Here is a 14,111-nt window from a genome sequence, read left to right on the forward strand (position 1 = left end):
CGGCTTCCCCGTCAGGTGAGCTTCCCCGCGGCCAGGTCGCGCAGCGCTTCCGCGCGCCGCTGGTCCATCGCCAGCTTGAAGTCGACCTCCACCCGCTCGCGCGCCCGTTCCGCCTCGGCGTCCAGTTCCCGCTGACGCGCCTCGGCCTTGGCCACGATCGTCCGCGCCTGCGTCCGCGCCACGCGGATCACCGACTCGCGTTCCGCCTCGATCTCCGCGCGCTGCCGCCGGGTGTCCTCACCGAGCCGGTCGTAGTGGGCGCGCAGCTTCGCCGCCGAGTCCTGGGCGGCCGTCCAGCAGGCCTGGGCGCGGTCGAGCACCGAGGTGGCCTCGGCCGTGGCCACCTCGACCATCACGGACAGGCGGAAGGGCAGCACCTCGGTGTCCAACGGCGTGCTGCACACCCGGTTGAGCTCGGCGCGGAGGGTCTTCGTCTCGGCCTGGGAGTGCTCGAGCATCTCGGCCAGGTGCTCGGCGCGGGCGGTGCAGGCGTCGCGGTCGGCAGCGAGGTCGCGCAGGTCGTGTTCGAGGTCGTGGACGTAGTCGTCGACCTCCTCGCGGTGGTAGCCGCGCCAGCTCAGGTCGAACCCCGTTCGCAGCGGCACCAGGTCCTCAACGCTGTGGACGCTCATCGGCTGCTCCTCCGCTCGTCACGACTCAGCCCTTTTCCGGTACTACGGATGGCGGGTGCGGCCGGTTCTGAGCAGACTGGATCCATCACGAGCACTTCGCGTGTCGACGAGGCCGCCGACGAGCTGTACGCCCTGCCGCCGTCGGAGTTCGTGGCTGCCCGCGCCCGGTTGGTGAAGGCCGCGGCGGACCAGGACGAGGCCAAGGCGATCGGCGCGCTGCGACGGCCGACCCAGGCCGCCTGGGCGGTCAACCGGCTGGTCCACTCCGGCGCGTCGCTGCTGGTGGAGGCGTTGGAGCTGGGTGAGCGGCTGCGGGACGCGCAGCGGCAACTGCACGGCAGCGAGCTGCGCCGGTTGGACCGCCGACGGCGGGAGCTGGTGACCGAGCTGACCGCGCTGGCCGCGGACCAGGCCGGGCTGACCGGCGAGGCGCTGACGCAGGTGAGGAACACGGTCACCGCGGCCATGGCGGACGCCGACCTGGCCGAGCAGGTGCGCGGCGGACGGCTGACGAAGGCGTTGGAGTACTCGGGGTTCGGGCCGCTGTCCGACGGGTCGCCCGTGCCCGACGACCTGTCCGCACGGCGTGAGCAGCGCCGGGAGCGGCGGTTGGCCGAGGCGCGGGAAGCCGTCGAGGAGGCCGGTGAGCGGGTCGACGGGTGCCGGGCGGAGGTCAAGACCGCCGGGGCCGAGCACGCGCGGCTGGTGCGGGAGCTGGACGACGTGCGGGCCGCGCTGAGGGCCGCCGAACGGGCCGCGCAGCAGGCGGGTCGGGTGCTGGAGAAGGCGCAGCAGCGGCTGGAGTCGGCCCAGGACGCCCGTGCGGCGGCCGAGGCCGCGGTGGAGGAGTTGCGGGGGTAGACCGCGGGCCGTCGAGGTGACGGCCCGCGGTGGTACTACCGACCCGGTGTCGTCAGCAGTGGTCGAACCGGTAGGCGCCGTTGCCGGGGCCCACGAGGTCGCGGTCCCGCAGCGTCGTGGTGGCCGGGGTGTCGGCGTCGCGGCAGACGTTCGCGAACGTGCCGCGGAGGTTGTCGGTGTACTCGACGTCCATCACGTGGGTCCCGTAGACGTCGCTGTAGGAGGAGCACTCCTCGTAGGCGTGGCACTCCTCGGAGAACGCGAAGTCGAAGCCGACCTGGGTGCGGGCGCGACGGCTCTCCTCAGCCGAGTTCTTCTGCCCGATCGCCAGGTTGAGCCCGTGGGCGCGCTGGGCCAGCAGGGTGGCGTAGGCGAGGTTGTTGTCGACGGTCAGCTTGCCCTTCGACCGGCTGTAGGAGTCGAGGTTGTCGATCTCCACGGCCTTGAACCCCTTCTGCGCGCAGAGTTGGATCGTGGCGCCGGTGATCTCCGCGAGCCTGGTCCGCTTGGCGCTGGTCGACGTGTCCAGCAGGAACTCGTCGGGCCACTCCGGGTCGATGATCGGGTTGCCCTTGGAGTCGGACAGCAGGAGGTCCTTGCGGTTCTTGAGCCAGAGGTCGCGTTCTCCCGGCTGGGTCTGGAACCCGTTGACGTAGCAGATGTTGTAGATGCCGGGCGCGGGCGTGGCGGTGCTGTCGCGCGTCACCAGCGTGACGCCCGCGGGGGGCGTGTAGGCGGCTCCGAGCTGGTAGTCCAGCACGGCGGGCACGGGTGGGAGTTGTACCTGTGCCGCGGCGGGCTGGGCTTGGGCGGCGGGGGCGGACAGGGCCACCACCGCGCAGGCCAGCGCCGCGTTCCTGAGTGCTGTGACCAGGGGTGTCATGGGGTGACATGCTCCTTAGTCGCTCATAGAATGTGCAGGGTTCTGAGCGATTAAACTACAACGCCGTCACGGTTGACCACCCCCAGTGACGATTCGACGCAGATGACGCAGGATGATCGTTCAAGCATCGTGGATGAACGAACGTGAGCTTTTACCCCGATTGTCTTGCCGTTATGAGCGGTTCTGCTCTAGCGTGACTCGCCTCAACCAAAACCAAGCACCAGCAGGAGGCCTCTATGACACAGGGGAGTGGACTGAGTCGGAGGGCGGCCCTGATCGGGTGCGCCCTGCTCGCTCTGACCGCCGCCTGCGGGGGTGCTCCCGGCGGCAGCGGCGGCGGTGACGGCAAGGTCGTCGTGTGGCACGGCTACACCGACCACGAGGCCGAGGCGCTGGGGAAGTTCGCCGACCGCTGGAACGCCGACCACCCCGACGGGCAGGTCGAGCTGGTGTTCAACGGGGGCAACGACAACGCGCTCCAGAAGACGTTGGCGTCGTTCGTCTCCGGCAACCCGCCCACCGTGGCCTACGAGTTCGGCTCCTCACTCTCCGGTCTCGCCGAACGGCCCCAGACGCAGGACCTGACGTCGACCGTCCGCGACGACAAGGACTTCGCCTGGGACGACCTGTTCGCCGCCGGTCGCGAGGCCTCGACCGTGAACGGCAAGGTCTACGGCGTCCCGGCGCTCGTCGACAACCTCTCGCTGGTGTACAACAAGAAGCTCTTCGACGACGCCGGGGTCGCCTACCCGACGGAGACGTGGACGTGGGACGACTTCCGGTCCGCGGCGGCGAAGTTGGCCAAGCCCGAGGAGAACCGGTACGGCTGGTCCTACACCAACGACGGCTCCGAGGACACGGTCTGGCGCTTCCTCGCCCTGCTCTGGCAGGCGGACGGCGACCTGCTCTCGCCCGACGGGAAGAAGGCCGCGTTCGACTCCGACGCGGGCAAGCAGGCCATGCAGTTGCTGCACGACATGGCCGTCGAGGACCGGTCCGTCTACCTCGACACCGGCGACCAGCAGTACGTCAACCTCTTCAACTCCGGCCGGATCGGGATGCTCTGGACCGGGCCGTGGGACCTGGGCGCCATCAACGAGGACGTGTCCTACGGCGTGCAGTACCTGCCGGGCAAGGTCACCCACGCGACGATCGCCGGGCCCGACACGTTCGTCGTGTTCGGCGAGAAGGGCAAGGCCGACGCGTGGCCGTTCCTGAAGTGGCTGCTGTCGCCCCAGATCCACCTGGAGTTCGCGATCGAGACGGGCCACCTGCCCATCCGCCAGTCCGAGCTGACCCTCCCGGACTACCCGAAGTTCGAGGAGAAGTTCCCAGGCAACAAGGTGTTCGTCGACAACCTCGCGAAGAACGTGCGGAAGGCCCGGCCCAACATCCCGCAGTACCCGAAGATCTCGCAGGCGCTCGGCACGGCGGTCCAGTCGGTGCTGCTGGGCCAGGCGCAGCCCGCTGACGCCGTGGCCGCCGCGCGCGCCGAGGTCGACCAGATCCTGGCGGGCTCGTGACCGCTGTGCTCGCACCGGTGCCACCGCCGCCGGTGCGGGAGCGGCGGCGGCCGGGCGCCCCCGCCCGCACGGCCGACCACCTCGCGGGCTGGGGGTTCGCCGCTCCGGCAGTGGTGCTGATCGGGCTGTTCGGGCTGGTGCCCGTGGTGTGGTCGTTCGTGCTCTCCTTCCAGCACACGGACCTCACGTCGCCCGGCACGTTCGCGGGTGGCGAGAACTACGCGAAGCTCGTCGCCGACCCGCTGTTCTGGGAGGCCGCCCGCCGGACCCTGCTGTACGCGGTGCTGTTCGTGCCGCTCACGATGGCGCTCGCGCTGCCGATCGCGGTGCTGCTCAACCAGAAGGTCCGCGGCATCACCCTCTACCGGATGGCCGTGTTCGTGCCTCTGGTGACCTCGACCGTCGCCACCGGCATCATCTTCGGCTGGCTGGCCAACCCGCAGTTCGGGCTCGTCAACGCGCTGCTGTCCGAGGTCGGCCTGCCGAAGCAGGGCTTCTTCCAGGACCCCGGCCAGGCGCTGTACGCGGTGGTCGCCATGACGGTGTGGGGCTGGCTCGGCTTCGCGGTGATCATCTTCCTGGCCGCGTTGCAGAACGTCCCCAAGGACCTGATCGAGGCCTCCGCGCTCGACGGGTGCGGACGGGTCCAGTCGTTCTGGCACGTGGAACTGCCGCAGGTCGCCCCCGCGTCCGGGTTCCTGCTGGTGTGGCTGACGATCAACGGCCTCCAGCTCTTCGACGCGGTCTACGTCACCACCAAGGGCGGCCCGCTGCGCGCGACCACCCTGCTCGTCTACCACCTGTACAACGAGGCGTTCGTCAGCTTCGACGGCGGCTACGCCGCGGCCATCGGGTGCGTGGTCTTCCTGGTGATCCTGGTGTTCACCGTCGTCCAGTTGCGGTTCAACCGCCGAACGTCGCACTTCGAGGTCCGATGACCACCCTCCGGTTCCGCCGTCCCAGCGCGCTGCACCTGGTCCTGCTGCCGCTGTCGCTCGTCATGGTCGCGCCGCTGGTGTGGATGGTGCTGGTGTCGTTCTCCACCCAGGCGGAGTCGCGGCGCTTCCCGCCCGGCCTGCCCAGCGGGCTGGAGTGGGGCAACTACGCCGCCGCCCTGCGCGACGCCCCGCTGGGGTCGTGGCTGGTCAACAGTTCCGTGGTGTCGGTCGTCTGCGTCGTCGGCAACCTGGTGCTCTGCTCGCTGGCGGGCTACGCCTTCGCGCGCGTCCGCTTCCTCGGGAGCCGGGTCGCGTTCGTGGCCATCCTCGCGACGCTCATGGTGCCGTTCCAGATCGTCATGCTGCCGCTGCTGATCATGGTCCGCTCGGTGGGGCTCACCGACACGCTCGGCGCGCTGATCGCGCCGAACCTCGCCACCGCGTTCGGCGTGTTCCTGATGCGGCAGTTCTTCATGACCGTGCCGCGGGAACTGGAGGAGGCCGCGCGGATCGACGGTGCGGGCAGGCTGCGGATCCTGGCGCAGGTGCTGCTCCCGCTGATGCGCCCGACCCTGGCCACGCTCGCCGTGCTGACGTTCCTCCAGACGTGGAACGACTTCCTGTGGCCGCTGATCGCCATCCAGAGCCCGGAGAGCATGACCGTCCAGATCGGACTCCAGAGCTTCCAGGGCGCCCACACGACGAACTGGCCGAAGCTCATGGCGGGGACGGTGCTCAGCCAGTTGCCCGTGCTGATCGTGTTCTTCGTGGCGCAGCGGTTCTTCGTGCGGTCCGTGGCCTCCGTGGGCATCAAGTAGCCGCACCCGACCAGGCCGGGACGGGCACCGTGCCCCGTTCCGGCCTTCGGCATGCCTTGACCAGGGAAAACGAGCCTTACCCATCAAACGCTCAGGCTTATTGCTTGGTTGTGAGCGATCGTGCTAGAAAGCTTTCATGCGCGCACAGCCCCAGCCCGGACAGCTCCACACCGCGAGCGAGATCGCCACCCAGCCCGCCTGCTGGCGTCGAGCGGTCGAGGTGGCCGCCGCGCCCGCGACCGCCGCGGCCCTGCCCCAGCGGGGCGAGCGCGTCGCCGTGATCGGGTGCGGCACGTCGTTGTTCATGGCGCAGGCCTACGCCCGGCTGCGCGAGGACGCGGGCCACGGCGAGACCGACGCGTTCGCCGCGTCGGAACTGCCCGCGGGCCGCGTCTACGACCGCGTCCTCGCGCTCACCAGGTCGGGCACGACCACCGAGGTCATCGAGGTGCTCGACCGGCTGCGAGAGGACTCGCCCGCGCTGCCGACGACGGCCGTCGTGGCCGATCCGGACACCCCGGTGGTGGCGCTGGCGGGCGCCGTCGTCGTGCTCGACTTCGCCGACGAGCGGTCCGTCGTGCAGACGCGGTTCGCCACCACGGCCGTCGCGCTGCTGCGCGCCCACCTCGGCGAGGACCTGGACCAGGCCGTCGCGGACGCCGAACTGGCGCTGGAGGAGCCGCTGCCCGCCGGGGTCGCTCAGAGGGAGCAGTTCACATTCCTGGGCGGCGGGTGGACCACCGGGCTCGCCGCGGAGGCCGCGCTGAAGATGCGCGAGGCGTCCCTGAGCTGGACCGAGTCCTACCCGGCCGCGGAGTACCGGCACGGCCCCATCGCCATCACCGACGACCGCTCGGCGGTGTGGGTGCTCGGCACGCCGCCCGAGGGCCTCGACCGGCAGGTCGGCGCCACCGGGGGCCTGTGGGTCGCGCGGGACCGGGACCCGCTGGCCGAACTCGTCTCCGTCCACAGGCTGGCCGTGGAGGTCGCGCTGGGCAAGGGGCTCAACCCCGACACCCCGCGCCACCTGACCCGGTCGGTCATCCTGCGCAGCACGGCCTGATCGCCGTGCGGACGCTCACCGTTACGCTCAACGCGGCCCTCGACGTGACGTACCCGGTCGACCGGCTCGCCGCGGGCGCCACCCACCGGGTCGGCGACCCCGCCGTCCGGGCTGGCGGCAAGGGCGTCAACGTCGCCAGGGTCCTGCGGCGCCTCGACGTGGCGGTCGTCGCGACCGGGCTGGCGGGCGGCTGCTCCGGCGCGCTGCTGCGGGCCGACCTCGTGGCGGCGGGCGTTCCCGAGGCGATGTTCCCGATCGAGGGGGAGACCCGGCGAACCGTGGCCGTGGTCGAGCGGTCCGGCGAGGCCACGATGTTCGCCGAACCGGGGCCGTCGGTGACGGCGGAGGAGTGGGCCGGGTTCGTCCGGCACTACCGCGACCTGCTCGCCGGGGTCGACCTCGTGGTGCTGTCCGGTTCGCTGCCGAGGGGAGTGCCGCCGGACGCCTACGCCACCCTCGTCCGGGCGGCCGACGTCCCGGTGCTGCTGGACGCCGACGGACCGCCGCTGGCGGCGGGCGCCGCGGCCGGACCGGCGGTGATCACGCCGAACCGGCTGGAACTCCGCGCGGCCACGGGCTCCGGCCCGCTGTCGCTGGGCGCGGACGCCGCCGTGGTGTCCGACGGCCCGGCCGGGATGACGGCCTACACCCGCGGCGGGGTGTGGACCGCCGAGCCGCCCGAGCGGGTCGTCGGCAACCCGACCGGCGCCGGGGACGCCGCCGTGGCCGCGCTGGTCGCCTGCTGGCACCTGCCGTGGCCCGAACGGCTGGCGAACGCGGTCGCGCTGTCGGCCGCCGCCGTGCGCTCCCCGCTGGCCGGGGACTTCGACCAGGACTTCTACGAGAGCCGCAAGGCGTCCGTTCTGCCGCGACGAGTCACCGAGGACTAGAAGATGCCATTGGTTCCGCTCCGGGAGTTGCTCGGCGGGTCCGCGCCCACCGCCGCGTTCAACGTGATCCAGATCGAGCACGCGGAGGCCATCGCCGCCGCCGCGGACGAGACGGGAGCGCCCGTGGTGCTCCAGATCAGCGAGAACGCCGTCCGCTACCACGGTTCGCTCGCCCCGATCGGCCGGGCGGCGCTCGCCATCGCCGACGCGGCGGCGTCGCCCGTGGCCGTGCACCTCGACCACGCGACATCGGAGGACCTGATCCGCGAAGCCGTGGACCTGGGGTTCGGCTCGGTGATGTTCGACGGGTCCGCGCTCGGGCACGACGAGAACGTCGCCCGCACGGCCGAGGTGGTGCGCCGGTGCCACGGCCGCGGCGTCGCGGTCGAGGCCGAACTGGGGGAGATCGGCGGCAAGAACGGCGTGCACGAACCGGGGGTGCGCACCGATCCCCACGAGGCCGCCCGGTACGTCGAGGCGACCGGGGTCGACGCGCTCGCCGTGGCGGTCGGCTCGTCGCACGCGATGCTGACCCGCGACGCGACCCTGGACTTCGACCTGATCGCCCTGCTGCACGCCGCGGTTCCCGTGCCGCTGGTGCTGCACGGCTCGTCCGGGGTGTCCGACGAGCACCTGGCCGAGGCGGTCCGCGCGGGGATGCGGAAGATCAACATCGCCACCCAGTTGAACAAGTACTTCACCGCGGCGATCAGGGCCGGGCTCGTCGACGACCCGGTGCTCGTCGACCCCCGGCGCTACCTGGGCGCCGGCCGGGAAGCCATGACCGCCGAGGTGGCTCGGCTCATCCGCGTGCTGGAAGGTCGGTAATGGTCACCATCTCGTTCGTCGGCGCGGGCTCCGTCGAGTTCACCCGCCAGCTCCTCCGCGACCTACTGACGTTCCCCGACCTCCCCGACCTGACCATCTCCCTGCACGACATCGACGCCGAACGGCTCGCGGTCGCCGAGGCGCTGGCCCGCCACACCGCCGAGCTGGTCGGGGCGAAACCCCGCGTCCTCTCCTCGTCGTCCCGCCGCGCGGCGCTCGAAGGCGCGGACTTCGTGGTCAACATGGTCGCGGTCGGCGGGCACGCCGCCACCCTGACCGACTTCGACGTGCCCGAGTCGTTCGGGATCAGGCAGACCATCGGCGACACGCTCGGCATCGGCGGCATCTTCCGGGCCCTGCGCACGTTCCCGCTGCTCGACGGGCTGGCCGCGGACGTGCTCGCGGTGTGCCCGGACGCCTGGCTGCTCAACTACACCAACCCGATGGCGATGAACCTCCAGTACCTCGCCGCCACCGCGCCGCGGGTGAAGGCCGTCGGGCTGTGCCACTCCGTCTACTGGACCGTCCGCGACCTCAGCGCGCTCGTCGGGGTGCCGCACGAGGAGGTCGACGTCCTGTCCGCGGGCGTCAACCACCAGGCCTGGATCCTGCGCTGGGAGCACGAGGGCCGCGACCTCTACCCGGCGCTGGACGCCGCCATCGCCGCCGACCCCGAGCTGGCCCGGCGGGTGCGCGTCGACCTGTACCGCAGGCTCGGCCGCTACCCGACGGAGACCAGCGAGCACTCGTCGGAGTACGTGCCCTGGTACCTGCGGCACGACTCCGAGGTCGAACGGCTGCGCATCCCGGTGCGCGACTACGTCGGGATCAGCGCGGCGAACCTCGCCGAGTACCAGGGGCTGCGCGACCGGATCGCCGGGGGCGGCTCCCCGCTGCCGGTGCCGGACGAGGACGCCGTCGAGTACGCCCCGCAGGTCGTGCACAGCCTGGTGACCGGCACGCCCCGCACCATCCAGGTGACCACCGCCAACCACGGCCTGATCGACAACCTGCCCGCCGGAGCGGCCGTGGAGGTGCCCGCGACGCTCGACCGGCTCGGCGTGCACCCGCACCACGTCGGCGCGCTCCCGCCGCAGCTCGCCGCGCTCAACCGGAGCTTCCTGAACGTGGTCGAGCTGACCGTGGCCGCGGCGGTGGAGGGCGACCCCGCCCACGTCCGGCACGCCGCGATGAGCGACCCGGCGACCGCCGCGGCCCTCACCCTCGACCGGATCTGGGACCTGTGCGCGGCGATGACCGCCGCGCACGGCGACCTGCTGCCGCCCGCCCTGCGAGCGGAGGTGCGATAACGCGCACGAGCCGTGCGTGCTTCGACCTGAAAAGCGATCGTACGGGCATCCTCCATGAACTATGGTGAGCGAATGCGTCAGCAACAACGGCTTTCCGCCATCCTCGAACGGTTGGCGGACACCGGTTCCGTGAGCGTGGTCGACCTCTCCAGCGACCTGGGGGCGTCCGTCGCCTCGATCCGGCGCGACCTCCAGTCGCTGGAGGAGCAGCAGTTGCTCAAGCGCACGCACGGCGGCGCGATAGCGGCCGAGGTCATCTACGAGCTGCCGATGCGCTACCGGGTCGGCCGCCGCGAGCAGGAGAAGCGGCAGATCGCCGAGGCGGCGGCCCAGCGGGTCGACGAGTCCGTGCACTCGGTCGGCCTCAACGGCGGCACCACGACCACCGAACTGGCCCGGCTGCTCGCCACCGGCCGTTCGCTGAAGGTCGTGACGAACGCGCTCAACATCGCCGCGGACCTCTCCGTCCGCCCCATGATCGACCTGGTGGTCACCGGCGGCGGCGTCCGCCCGGAGACCTACGAGCTGGTGGGCCCGATCGCCGACCGCGCGCTGGCGGGCATCAGCCTCGACGTGGTGTTCCTCGGCGTCGACGGCATCGACGTGCGCGGCGGCATCAGCACGCACGACTCGGTGGAGGCGCAGACCGACCACTGCCTGATGAAGACCGCCGACCAGGTGGTCGTACTGGCCGACGGCTCGAAGATCGGCAAGCGGGCGTTCTCCCGGATCGCCGACATCAGCGAGGTCACCGTCGTGATCACCGATTCGAGCGCGTCCCCCGAGGGCGTCGACCGGCTCCGCGCGGCGGGCGTGGAGGTCGTGGTCGTCTGAGCGCGGTCAGCCACCTCCCTTGATGTTGTTCAGCGCGATCTCGGCGACCTGCTTCGACACCGCGCACGGCGTCGCGTAGTCGGCGGAGGTCTCGTCGTCCACGTCCACCTGGATCTCGAACGCGGCCTCGTCGGCGATGCCGACCACGGTCGCGCAGGTGCCCGTGGTGCCCTCTCCGGTGTCGCGGTCGACGGCCGGGTAGGCGGCGACCTCCGTCGGCCGGAAGTAGGGGAAGGCGCCCTTGGCGGCGTACACCCGCGCCAGGCCCTGCGACTCGCCGAACAGCGAGATGCCGATGGTCGTGGCCTTGGACGAGCCGTCGCTCCACCGGCAGCGGCCCGCGAACTGCTCGGGGTCCGGTGTGCCGGGCCCGCTGATGCCCAGCGAGTCGAGCTGGTCGACGCCGAAGACCCGGCAGGGCTTGCCGGTGAACTTCGCCAGGCTCAGCGGCGGCACCTCCAGCTTCGGCACGTCGCCCTTCGGCGCGGCGGTGGACGCGGACGTGCAGGCGGACAGAGCGCCCGCCGCGGTCACGATGATCGCGAGGTTCGCGAACTTCACGGCTCTCACCTCCGGGTGGTCCCGCTCAGTCCTACGGATCGGGCCGGTCCGCGGTTCAGCACCGGTACCCGCGTGTCGGGGACGGTGGTTTCCCCTGGCGGCGCACGGGGAACACAGGGGTGTTCGGCGACGGCGGGCCCGACCGGGTGTGTGGTCGTCGTGAGCGGACCGGAGTCGCGCGGGTGCTCGCCGTGGTCGCGCGCGGGCACCGGCGGGGTTCCCGACCGGGGAACGGGCGGACTTGTGCCCTGGTGGTTCGGAAAACTGTCGGACCCTCCGGATAGTCTCCCGGTACCGCCCATCGCAAGCGCGTCCGCAATCCACGACCGGGAGATTGACCCTGTGACTGCCGAGACCCTCTACGGGGCCGATGACCTGACACACCTGGAGGGTCTGGAAGCGGTCCGCAAACGACCCGGCATGTACATCGGGTCGACCGACAGCCGCGGCATCAACCACCTCTTCACCGAGGTCGTCGACAACTCCACGGACGAGGGCATCGCGGGCCACGCCTCGCGGATCGTCGTGACCCTGCACGCCGACGGCAGCGTCCAGGTCGACGACGACGGCCGCGGCATCCCCACCGGCGTGCACGCGAAGTCCGGTCTGTCCGGTGTTGAGCTGGTGCTGACCAGGCTCCACGCGGGCGGCAAGTTCGGCGGCTCCGGCTACAAGACCTCCGGCGGTCTGCACGGCGTCGGCGCGTCCGCGGTCAACGCTCTGTCGCACCGGTTCGACGTGACGGTGAAGCGGGACGGCAAGGTCCACCAGATGTCGTTCGCGCACGGCGTCCCGGCGGTGTTCGACGGCCCCGGCCCGAAGGCGCCGTCCACCCGCCAGTCCGGGTTGCAGATCACCGGCAAGATGAAGCGCGGTGAGTCGACCGGCACGTCCATCCGGTACTGGTACGACGCCCGGTACTTCGAGAACGGGTCGTCGCTGGACGTCGAGGCCGTCCGCGCGAAGCTGCGCAACACCGCGTTCCTGGTGCCCGGCGTGACGTACGTCCTGCGCCACGCGATCGAGGACTCGATCGGCGAGGAGACGTTCCACTACCCCAACGGCCTGGCCGACATGGTCGACTTCCTCGCCCCGGCGGGCGACAAGGCCGTGTCCGGCACGCTGCTGGTCAACGGCGCGGGCACCTACCAGGAGAACGCGGCCGACCAGAACGGCGTCATGCGGTCCAAAGTGGAGCGCCAGGCCGAGGTCGAGGTCGCGCTCCGCTGGGGCACCGGGTACGAGCGCTCGGTCGAGTGCTTCACCAACACGATCCGCAACGTGCACGGCGGCACCCACCGCCGCGGCTTCGACCGCGCGGTCGTGAAAGCCCTGCACGACGCCATCTCCAAGACCCGCGGCCTGCTCAAGGCCAAGGAGGACATGCCGACCCTGGATGACGTCCTGGAGGGCATGACCGCCGTCATCCACGTCCGCATCCCCGAGCCGCAGTTCACCTCGCAGACCAAGGACGAGCTGTCCACCGCGGGCATCGTCAAGGTCATCCAGGCCGTGGTGGAGAAGCACGTCCGGGAGTGGACCGAGGACAAGAAGACCAAGATGGAGGCGAAGGTCGTCCTCCAGAAGGTCGTCGACGCCTCGCGCGTCCGGCTGACCCAGAAGCAGCAGAAGGACGCGGCCCGCCGCAAGACCGCGCTCGAAGGCGCGTCCATGCCGCCGAAGCTGGTCGACTGCCGCGCGACGGGCGTGTCCCGCAGCGAGCTGTTCCTGGTGGAGGGCGACAGCGCGCTCGGCTGCTTCACCGGCGACACGATGGTCGCGATGGCGTTCGGCCGCCCGAGGTCCTTCGCCGACCTCGTCGCGGACTGGGCGTTCGGCATCACCCACTACGGCTACGCGACGGACGAGGACGGCCACGTCGTCGTGGCCCCGCTGCTGGAGCCGCGGCTCACCCGCTTCCTGGCGCCGCTGGTCCGCGTGACGCTCGACAACGGCGAGGCGGTCCGGTGCACCCCGGACCACCTGTTCCGGCTGCGCGACGGCTCGTACCGCCGCGCGGACGAACTCGTCGTCGGCCAGTCGCTGATGCCGCTGTACCGGTCCTCGTCCATCGTGGACGGGGCGCGGCCGGTGTGGATGAACGACACCGAGATCTGGGCGCTGCCCCGCCTCGACTCGCACCCGTCGCTGTCCGGCACGCTCGACGCGCCGGGCGACGGCCGCGCGCCGGTCAACCACCAGGTCCAGTCGGTGGAGGTGCTGGAGGAGGTGGCGGACGTGTACGACCTCACCGTCGAGCACCACCACAACTTCGCGCTGGAGACCGGCGTGTTCGTGCACAACAGCGCCCGCATGGCGCGGGTGTCGGAGTACCAGGCGCTGCTGCCGCTGCGCGGCAAGATCCTCAACGTGCAGAAGGCGAGCCTGGGCGACACGCTGCGCAACGCCGAGATCGCCTCGATCGTCCAGGTGCTCGGCGCGGGCACCGGCCGCACGTTCGACCTGGCCGCGATGCGCTACGGCCGGGTGATCCTGATGGCGGACGCGGACGTCGACGGCTCGCACATCCGGACGCTGCTGATCACGCTGTTCGCCAAGTACATGCGCCCGGTGATCGAGGACGGGCGGCTGTACGCGGCGATGCCGCCGCTGCACAAGGTCGTGACGAAGGGCCGCAACCCGGAGACCCGGTTCACGTTCACCCAGCGCGAGATGGAGCAGACGGTCGCCCGGCTGGAGAAGCAGGGCAAGCAGATCGTCACCCCCGTGCCCCGGTTCAAGGGCCTCGGCGAGATGGACGCGGACGAGTTGTGGGACACCACGATGAACCCGGCCACCCGCTCCGTCCGCCGCATCACCATCGACGACGCCGAAGCGGCGGAGTCGGCGCTGGAACTGCTCATGGGCGAGAAGGTCGAACCGCGCCGCGCGTGGCTCGTGGAGTCGTCCTCGCGCGTCGACCAGTCCGCGATCGACCTCTGACCACCACACACCCGCAGAGAGAGCTCC

At 71.2% G+C, this 14,111-nt stretch carries 13 protein-coding genes; 10 read left to right on the forward strand and 3 right to left on the reverse strand.

The annotated features are described in order from the left end of the window. Positions 1-11: 11 nt before the first annotated feature. On the reverse strand, positions 12-632 hold the full coding sequence (locus tag NZH93_RS10275; protein ID WP_259622750.1) for a DivIVA domain-containing protein: 621 nt from the start codon (positions 630-632) through the stop codon (positions 12-14). Positions 633-680: 48 nt separating this feature from the next. Here NZH93_RS10275 and NZH93_RS10280 point away from each other — a divergent pair, with 48 nt between their 5' ends. Continuing rightward, the gene (locus NZH93_RS10280; RefSeq protein WP_259622751.1) at positions 681-1,493 is read left to right on the forward strand and encodes a hypothetical protein; all 813 of its coding nucleotides are present in this window, start codon (positions 681-683) and stop codon (positions 1,491-1,493) included. 52 nt (positions 1,494-1,545) lie between these two features. On the opposite strand, the gene NZH93_RS10285 is transcribed toward NZH93_RS10280, so the two are convergent. After that, positions 1,546-2,376, reverse strand: coding sequence for an endo alpha-1,4 polygalactosaminidase (locus NZH93_RS10285; protein ID WP_259622752.1), 831 nt, complete (start codon positions 2,374-2,376; stop codon positions 1,546-1,548). A gap of 236 nt (positions 2,377-2,612) precedes the next feature. Between NZH93_RS10285 and NZH93_RS10290 the strand changes: the two genes are divergently transcribed. The 8 genes from NZH93_RS10290 (at position 2,613) to NZH93_RS10325 (ending at position 10,580) form a co-directional block, all read left to right on the forward strand. Next, on the forward strand, positions 2,613-3,899 hold the full coding sequence (locus NZH93_RS10290; RefSeq protein ID WP_259622753.1) for an ABC transporter substrate-binding protein: 1,287 nt from the start codon (positions 2,613-2,615) through the stop codon (positions 3,897-3,899). After that, a complete protein-coding gene (locus tag NZH93_RS50610) occupies positions 3,896-4,837 on the forward strand; it encodes a carbohydrate ABC transporter permease (RefSeq protein ID WP_259622754.1) in 942 nt (313 codons plus the stop codon). The genes NZH93_RS10290 and NZH93_RS50610 overlap by 4 nt, the downstream gene beginning before the upstream one ends. Continuing rightward, complete coding sequence (locus tag NZH93_RS10300; RefSeq protein ID WP_259622755.1) at positions 4,834-5,655, forward strand: carbohydrate ABC transporter permease; 822 nt, start codon at positions 4,834-4,836, stop codon at positions 5,653-5,655. The genes NZH93_RS50610 and NZH93_RS10300 overlap by 4 nt, the downstream gene beginning before the upstream one ends. Before the next feature lie 136 nt (positions 5,656-5,791). Continuing rightward, positions 5,792-6,718 carry an SIS domain-containing protein gene (locus tag NZH93_RS10305; RefSeq protein WP_259622756.1) on the forward strand — a complete coding sequence of 309 codons (927 nt, stop codon included), beginning with the start codon at positions 5,792-5,794 and terminating at the stop codon, positions 6,716-6,718. Between the two features lie 5 nt (positions 6,719-6,723). Beyond that, a complete protein-coding gene (locus tag NZH93_RS10310) occupies positions 6,724-7,608 on the forward strand; it encodes a 1-phosphofructokinase family hexose kinase (protein WP_259622757.1) in 885 nt (294 codons plus the stop codon). A gap of 3 nt (positions 7,609-7,611) precedes the next feature. Next, complete coding sequence (locus tag NZH93_RS10315) at positions 7,612-8,436, forward strand: class II fructose-bisphosphate aldolase (protein ID WP_259622758.1); 825 nt, start codon at positions 7,612-7,614, stop codon at positions 8,434-8,436. After that, entirely contained in the window at positions 8,436-9,746 is a 1,311-nt protein-coding gene (locus NZH93_RS10320) for an alpha-glucosidase/alpha-galactosidase (RefSeq protein WP_259622759.1), read from the forward strand. The genes NZH93_RS10315 and NZH93_RS10320 overlap by 1 nt, the downstream gene beginning before the upstream one ends. A gap of 72 nt (positions 9,747-9,818) precedes the next feature. Next, the gene (locus NZH93_RS10325; RefSeq protein WP_259622760.1) at positions 9,819-10,580 is read left to right on the forward strand and encodes a DeoR/GlpR family DNA-binding transcription regulator; all 762 of its coding nucleotides are present in this window, start codon (positions 9,819-9,821) and stop codon (positions 10,578-10,580) included. Between the two features lie 6 nt (positions 10,581-10,586). On the opposite strand, the gene NZH93_RS10330 is transcribed toward NZH93_RS10325, so the two are convergent. After that, positions 10,587-11,141: a DUF3558 domain-containing protein gene (locus tag NZH93_RS10330; RefSeq protein ID WP_259622761.1), complete on the reverse strand. Its 555-nt coding sequence runs from the start codon at positions 11,139-11,141 to the stop codon at positions 10,587-10,589. A 342-nt stretch (positions 11,142-11,483) separates the two neighbouring features. Between NZH93_RS10330 and NZH93_RS10335 the strand changes: the two genes are divergently transcribed. Beyond that, positions 11,484-14,084 carry an ATP-binding protein gene (locus NZH93_RS10335; protein ID WP_259622762.1) on the forward strand — a complete coding sequence of 867 codons (2,601 nt, stop codon included), beginning with the start codon at positions 11,484-11,486 and terminating at the stop codon, positions 14,082-14,084. Positions 14,085-14,111 lie beyond the last annotated feature (27 nt).

Source organism: Umezawaea endophytica (assembly GCF_025061645.1).
Taxonomy (GTDB): Bacteria; Actinomycetota; Actinomycetes; order Mycobacteriales; family Pseudonocardiaceae; genus Umezawaea; species Umezawaea endophytica.

What these genes read in the sequence shown, in the direction of transcription:
- NZH93_RS10315 (WP_259622758.1), top strand. Translation starts at nt 7,612, where the DNA reads ATGCCATTGGTTCCGCTCCGGGAGTTGCTCGGCGGGTCCGCGCCCACC.
- NZH93_RS10305 (WP_259622756.1), top strand. Translation starts at nt 5,792, where the DNA reads ATGCGCGCACAGCCCCAGCCCGGACAGCTCCACACCGCGAGCGAGATC.
- NZH93_RS10320 (WP_259622759.1), top strand. Translation starts at nt 8,436, where the DNA reads ATGGTCACCATCTCGTTCGTCGGCGCGGGCTCCGTCGAGTTCACCCGC.
- NZH93_RS10290 (WP_259622753.1), top strand. Translation starts at nt 2,613, where the DNA reads ATGACACAGGGGAGTGGACTGAGTCGGAGGGCGGCCCTGATCGGGTGC.
- NZH93_RS10285 (WP_259622752.1), bottom strand. Translation starts at nt 2,376, where the DNA reads ATGACACCCCTGGTCACAGCACTCAGGAACGCGGCGCTGGCCTGCGCG.
- NZH93_RS10280 (WP_259622751.1), top strand. Translation starts at nt 681, where the DNA reads ATGGCGGGTGCGGCCGGTTCTGAGCAGACTGGATCCATCACGAGCACT.
- NZH93_RS10325 (WP_259622760.1), top strand. Translation starts at nt 9,819, where the DNA reads ATGCGTCAGCAACAACGGCTTTCCGCCATCCTCGAACGGTTGGCGGAC.
- NZH93_RS10275 (WP_259622750.1), bottom strand. Translation starts at nt 632, where the DNA reads ATGAGCGTCCACAGCGTTGAGGACCTGGTGCCGCTGCGAACGGGGTTC.
- NZH93_RS10300 (WP_259622755.1), top strand. Translation starts at nt 4,834, where the DNA reads ATGACCACCCTCCGGTTCCGCCGTCCCAGCGCGCTGCACCTGGTCCTG.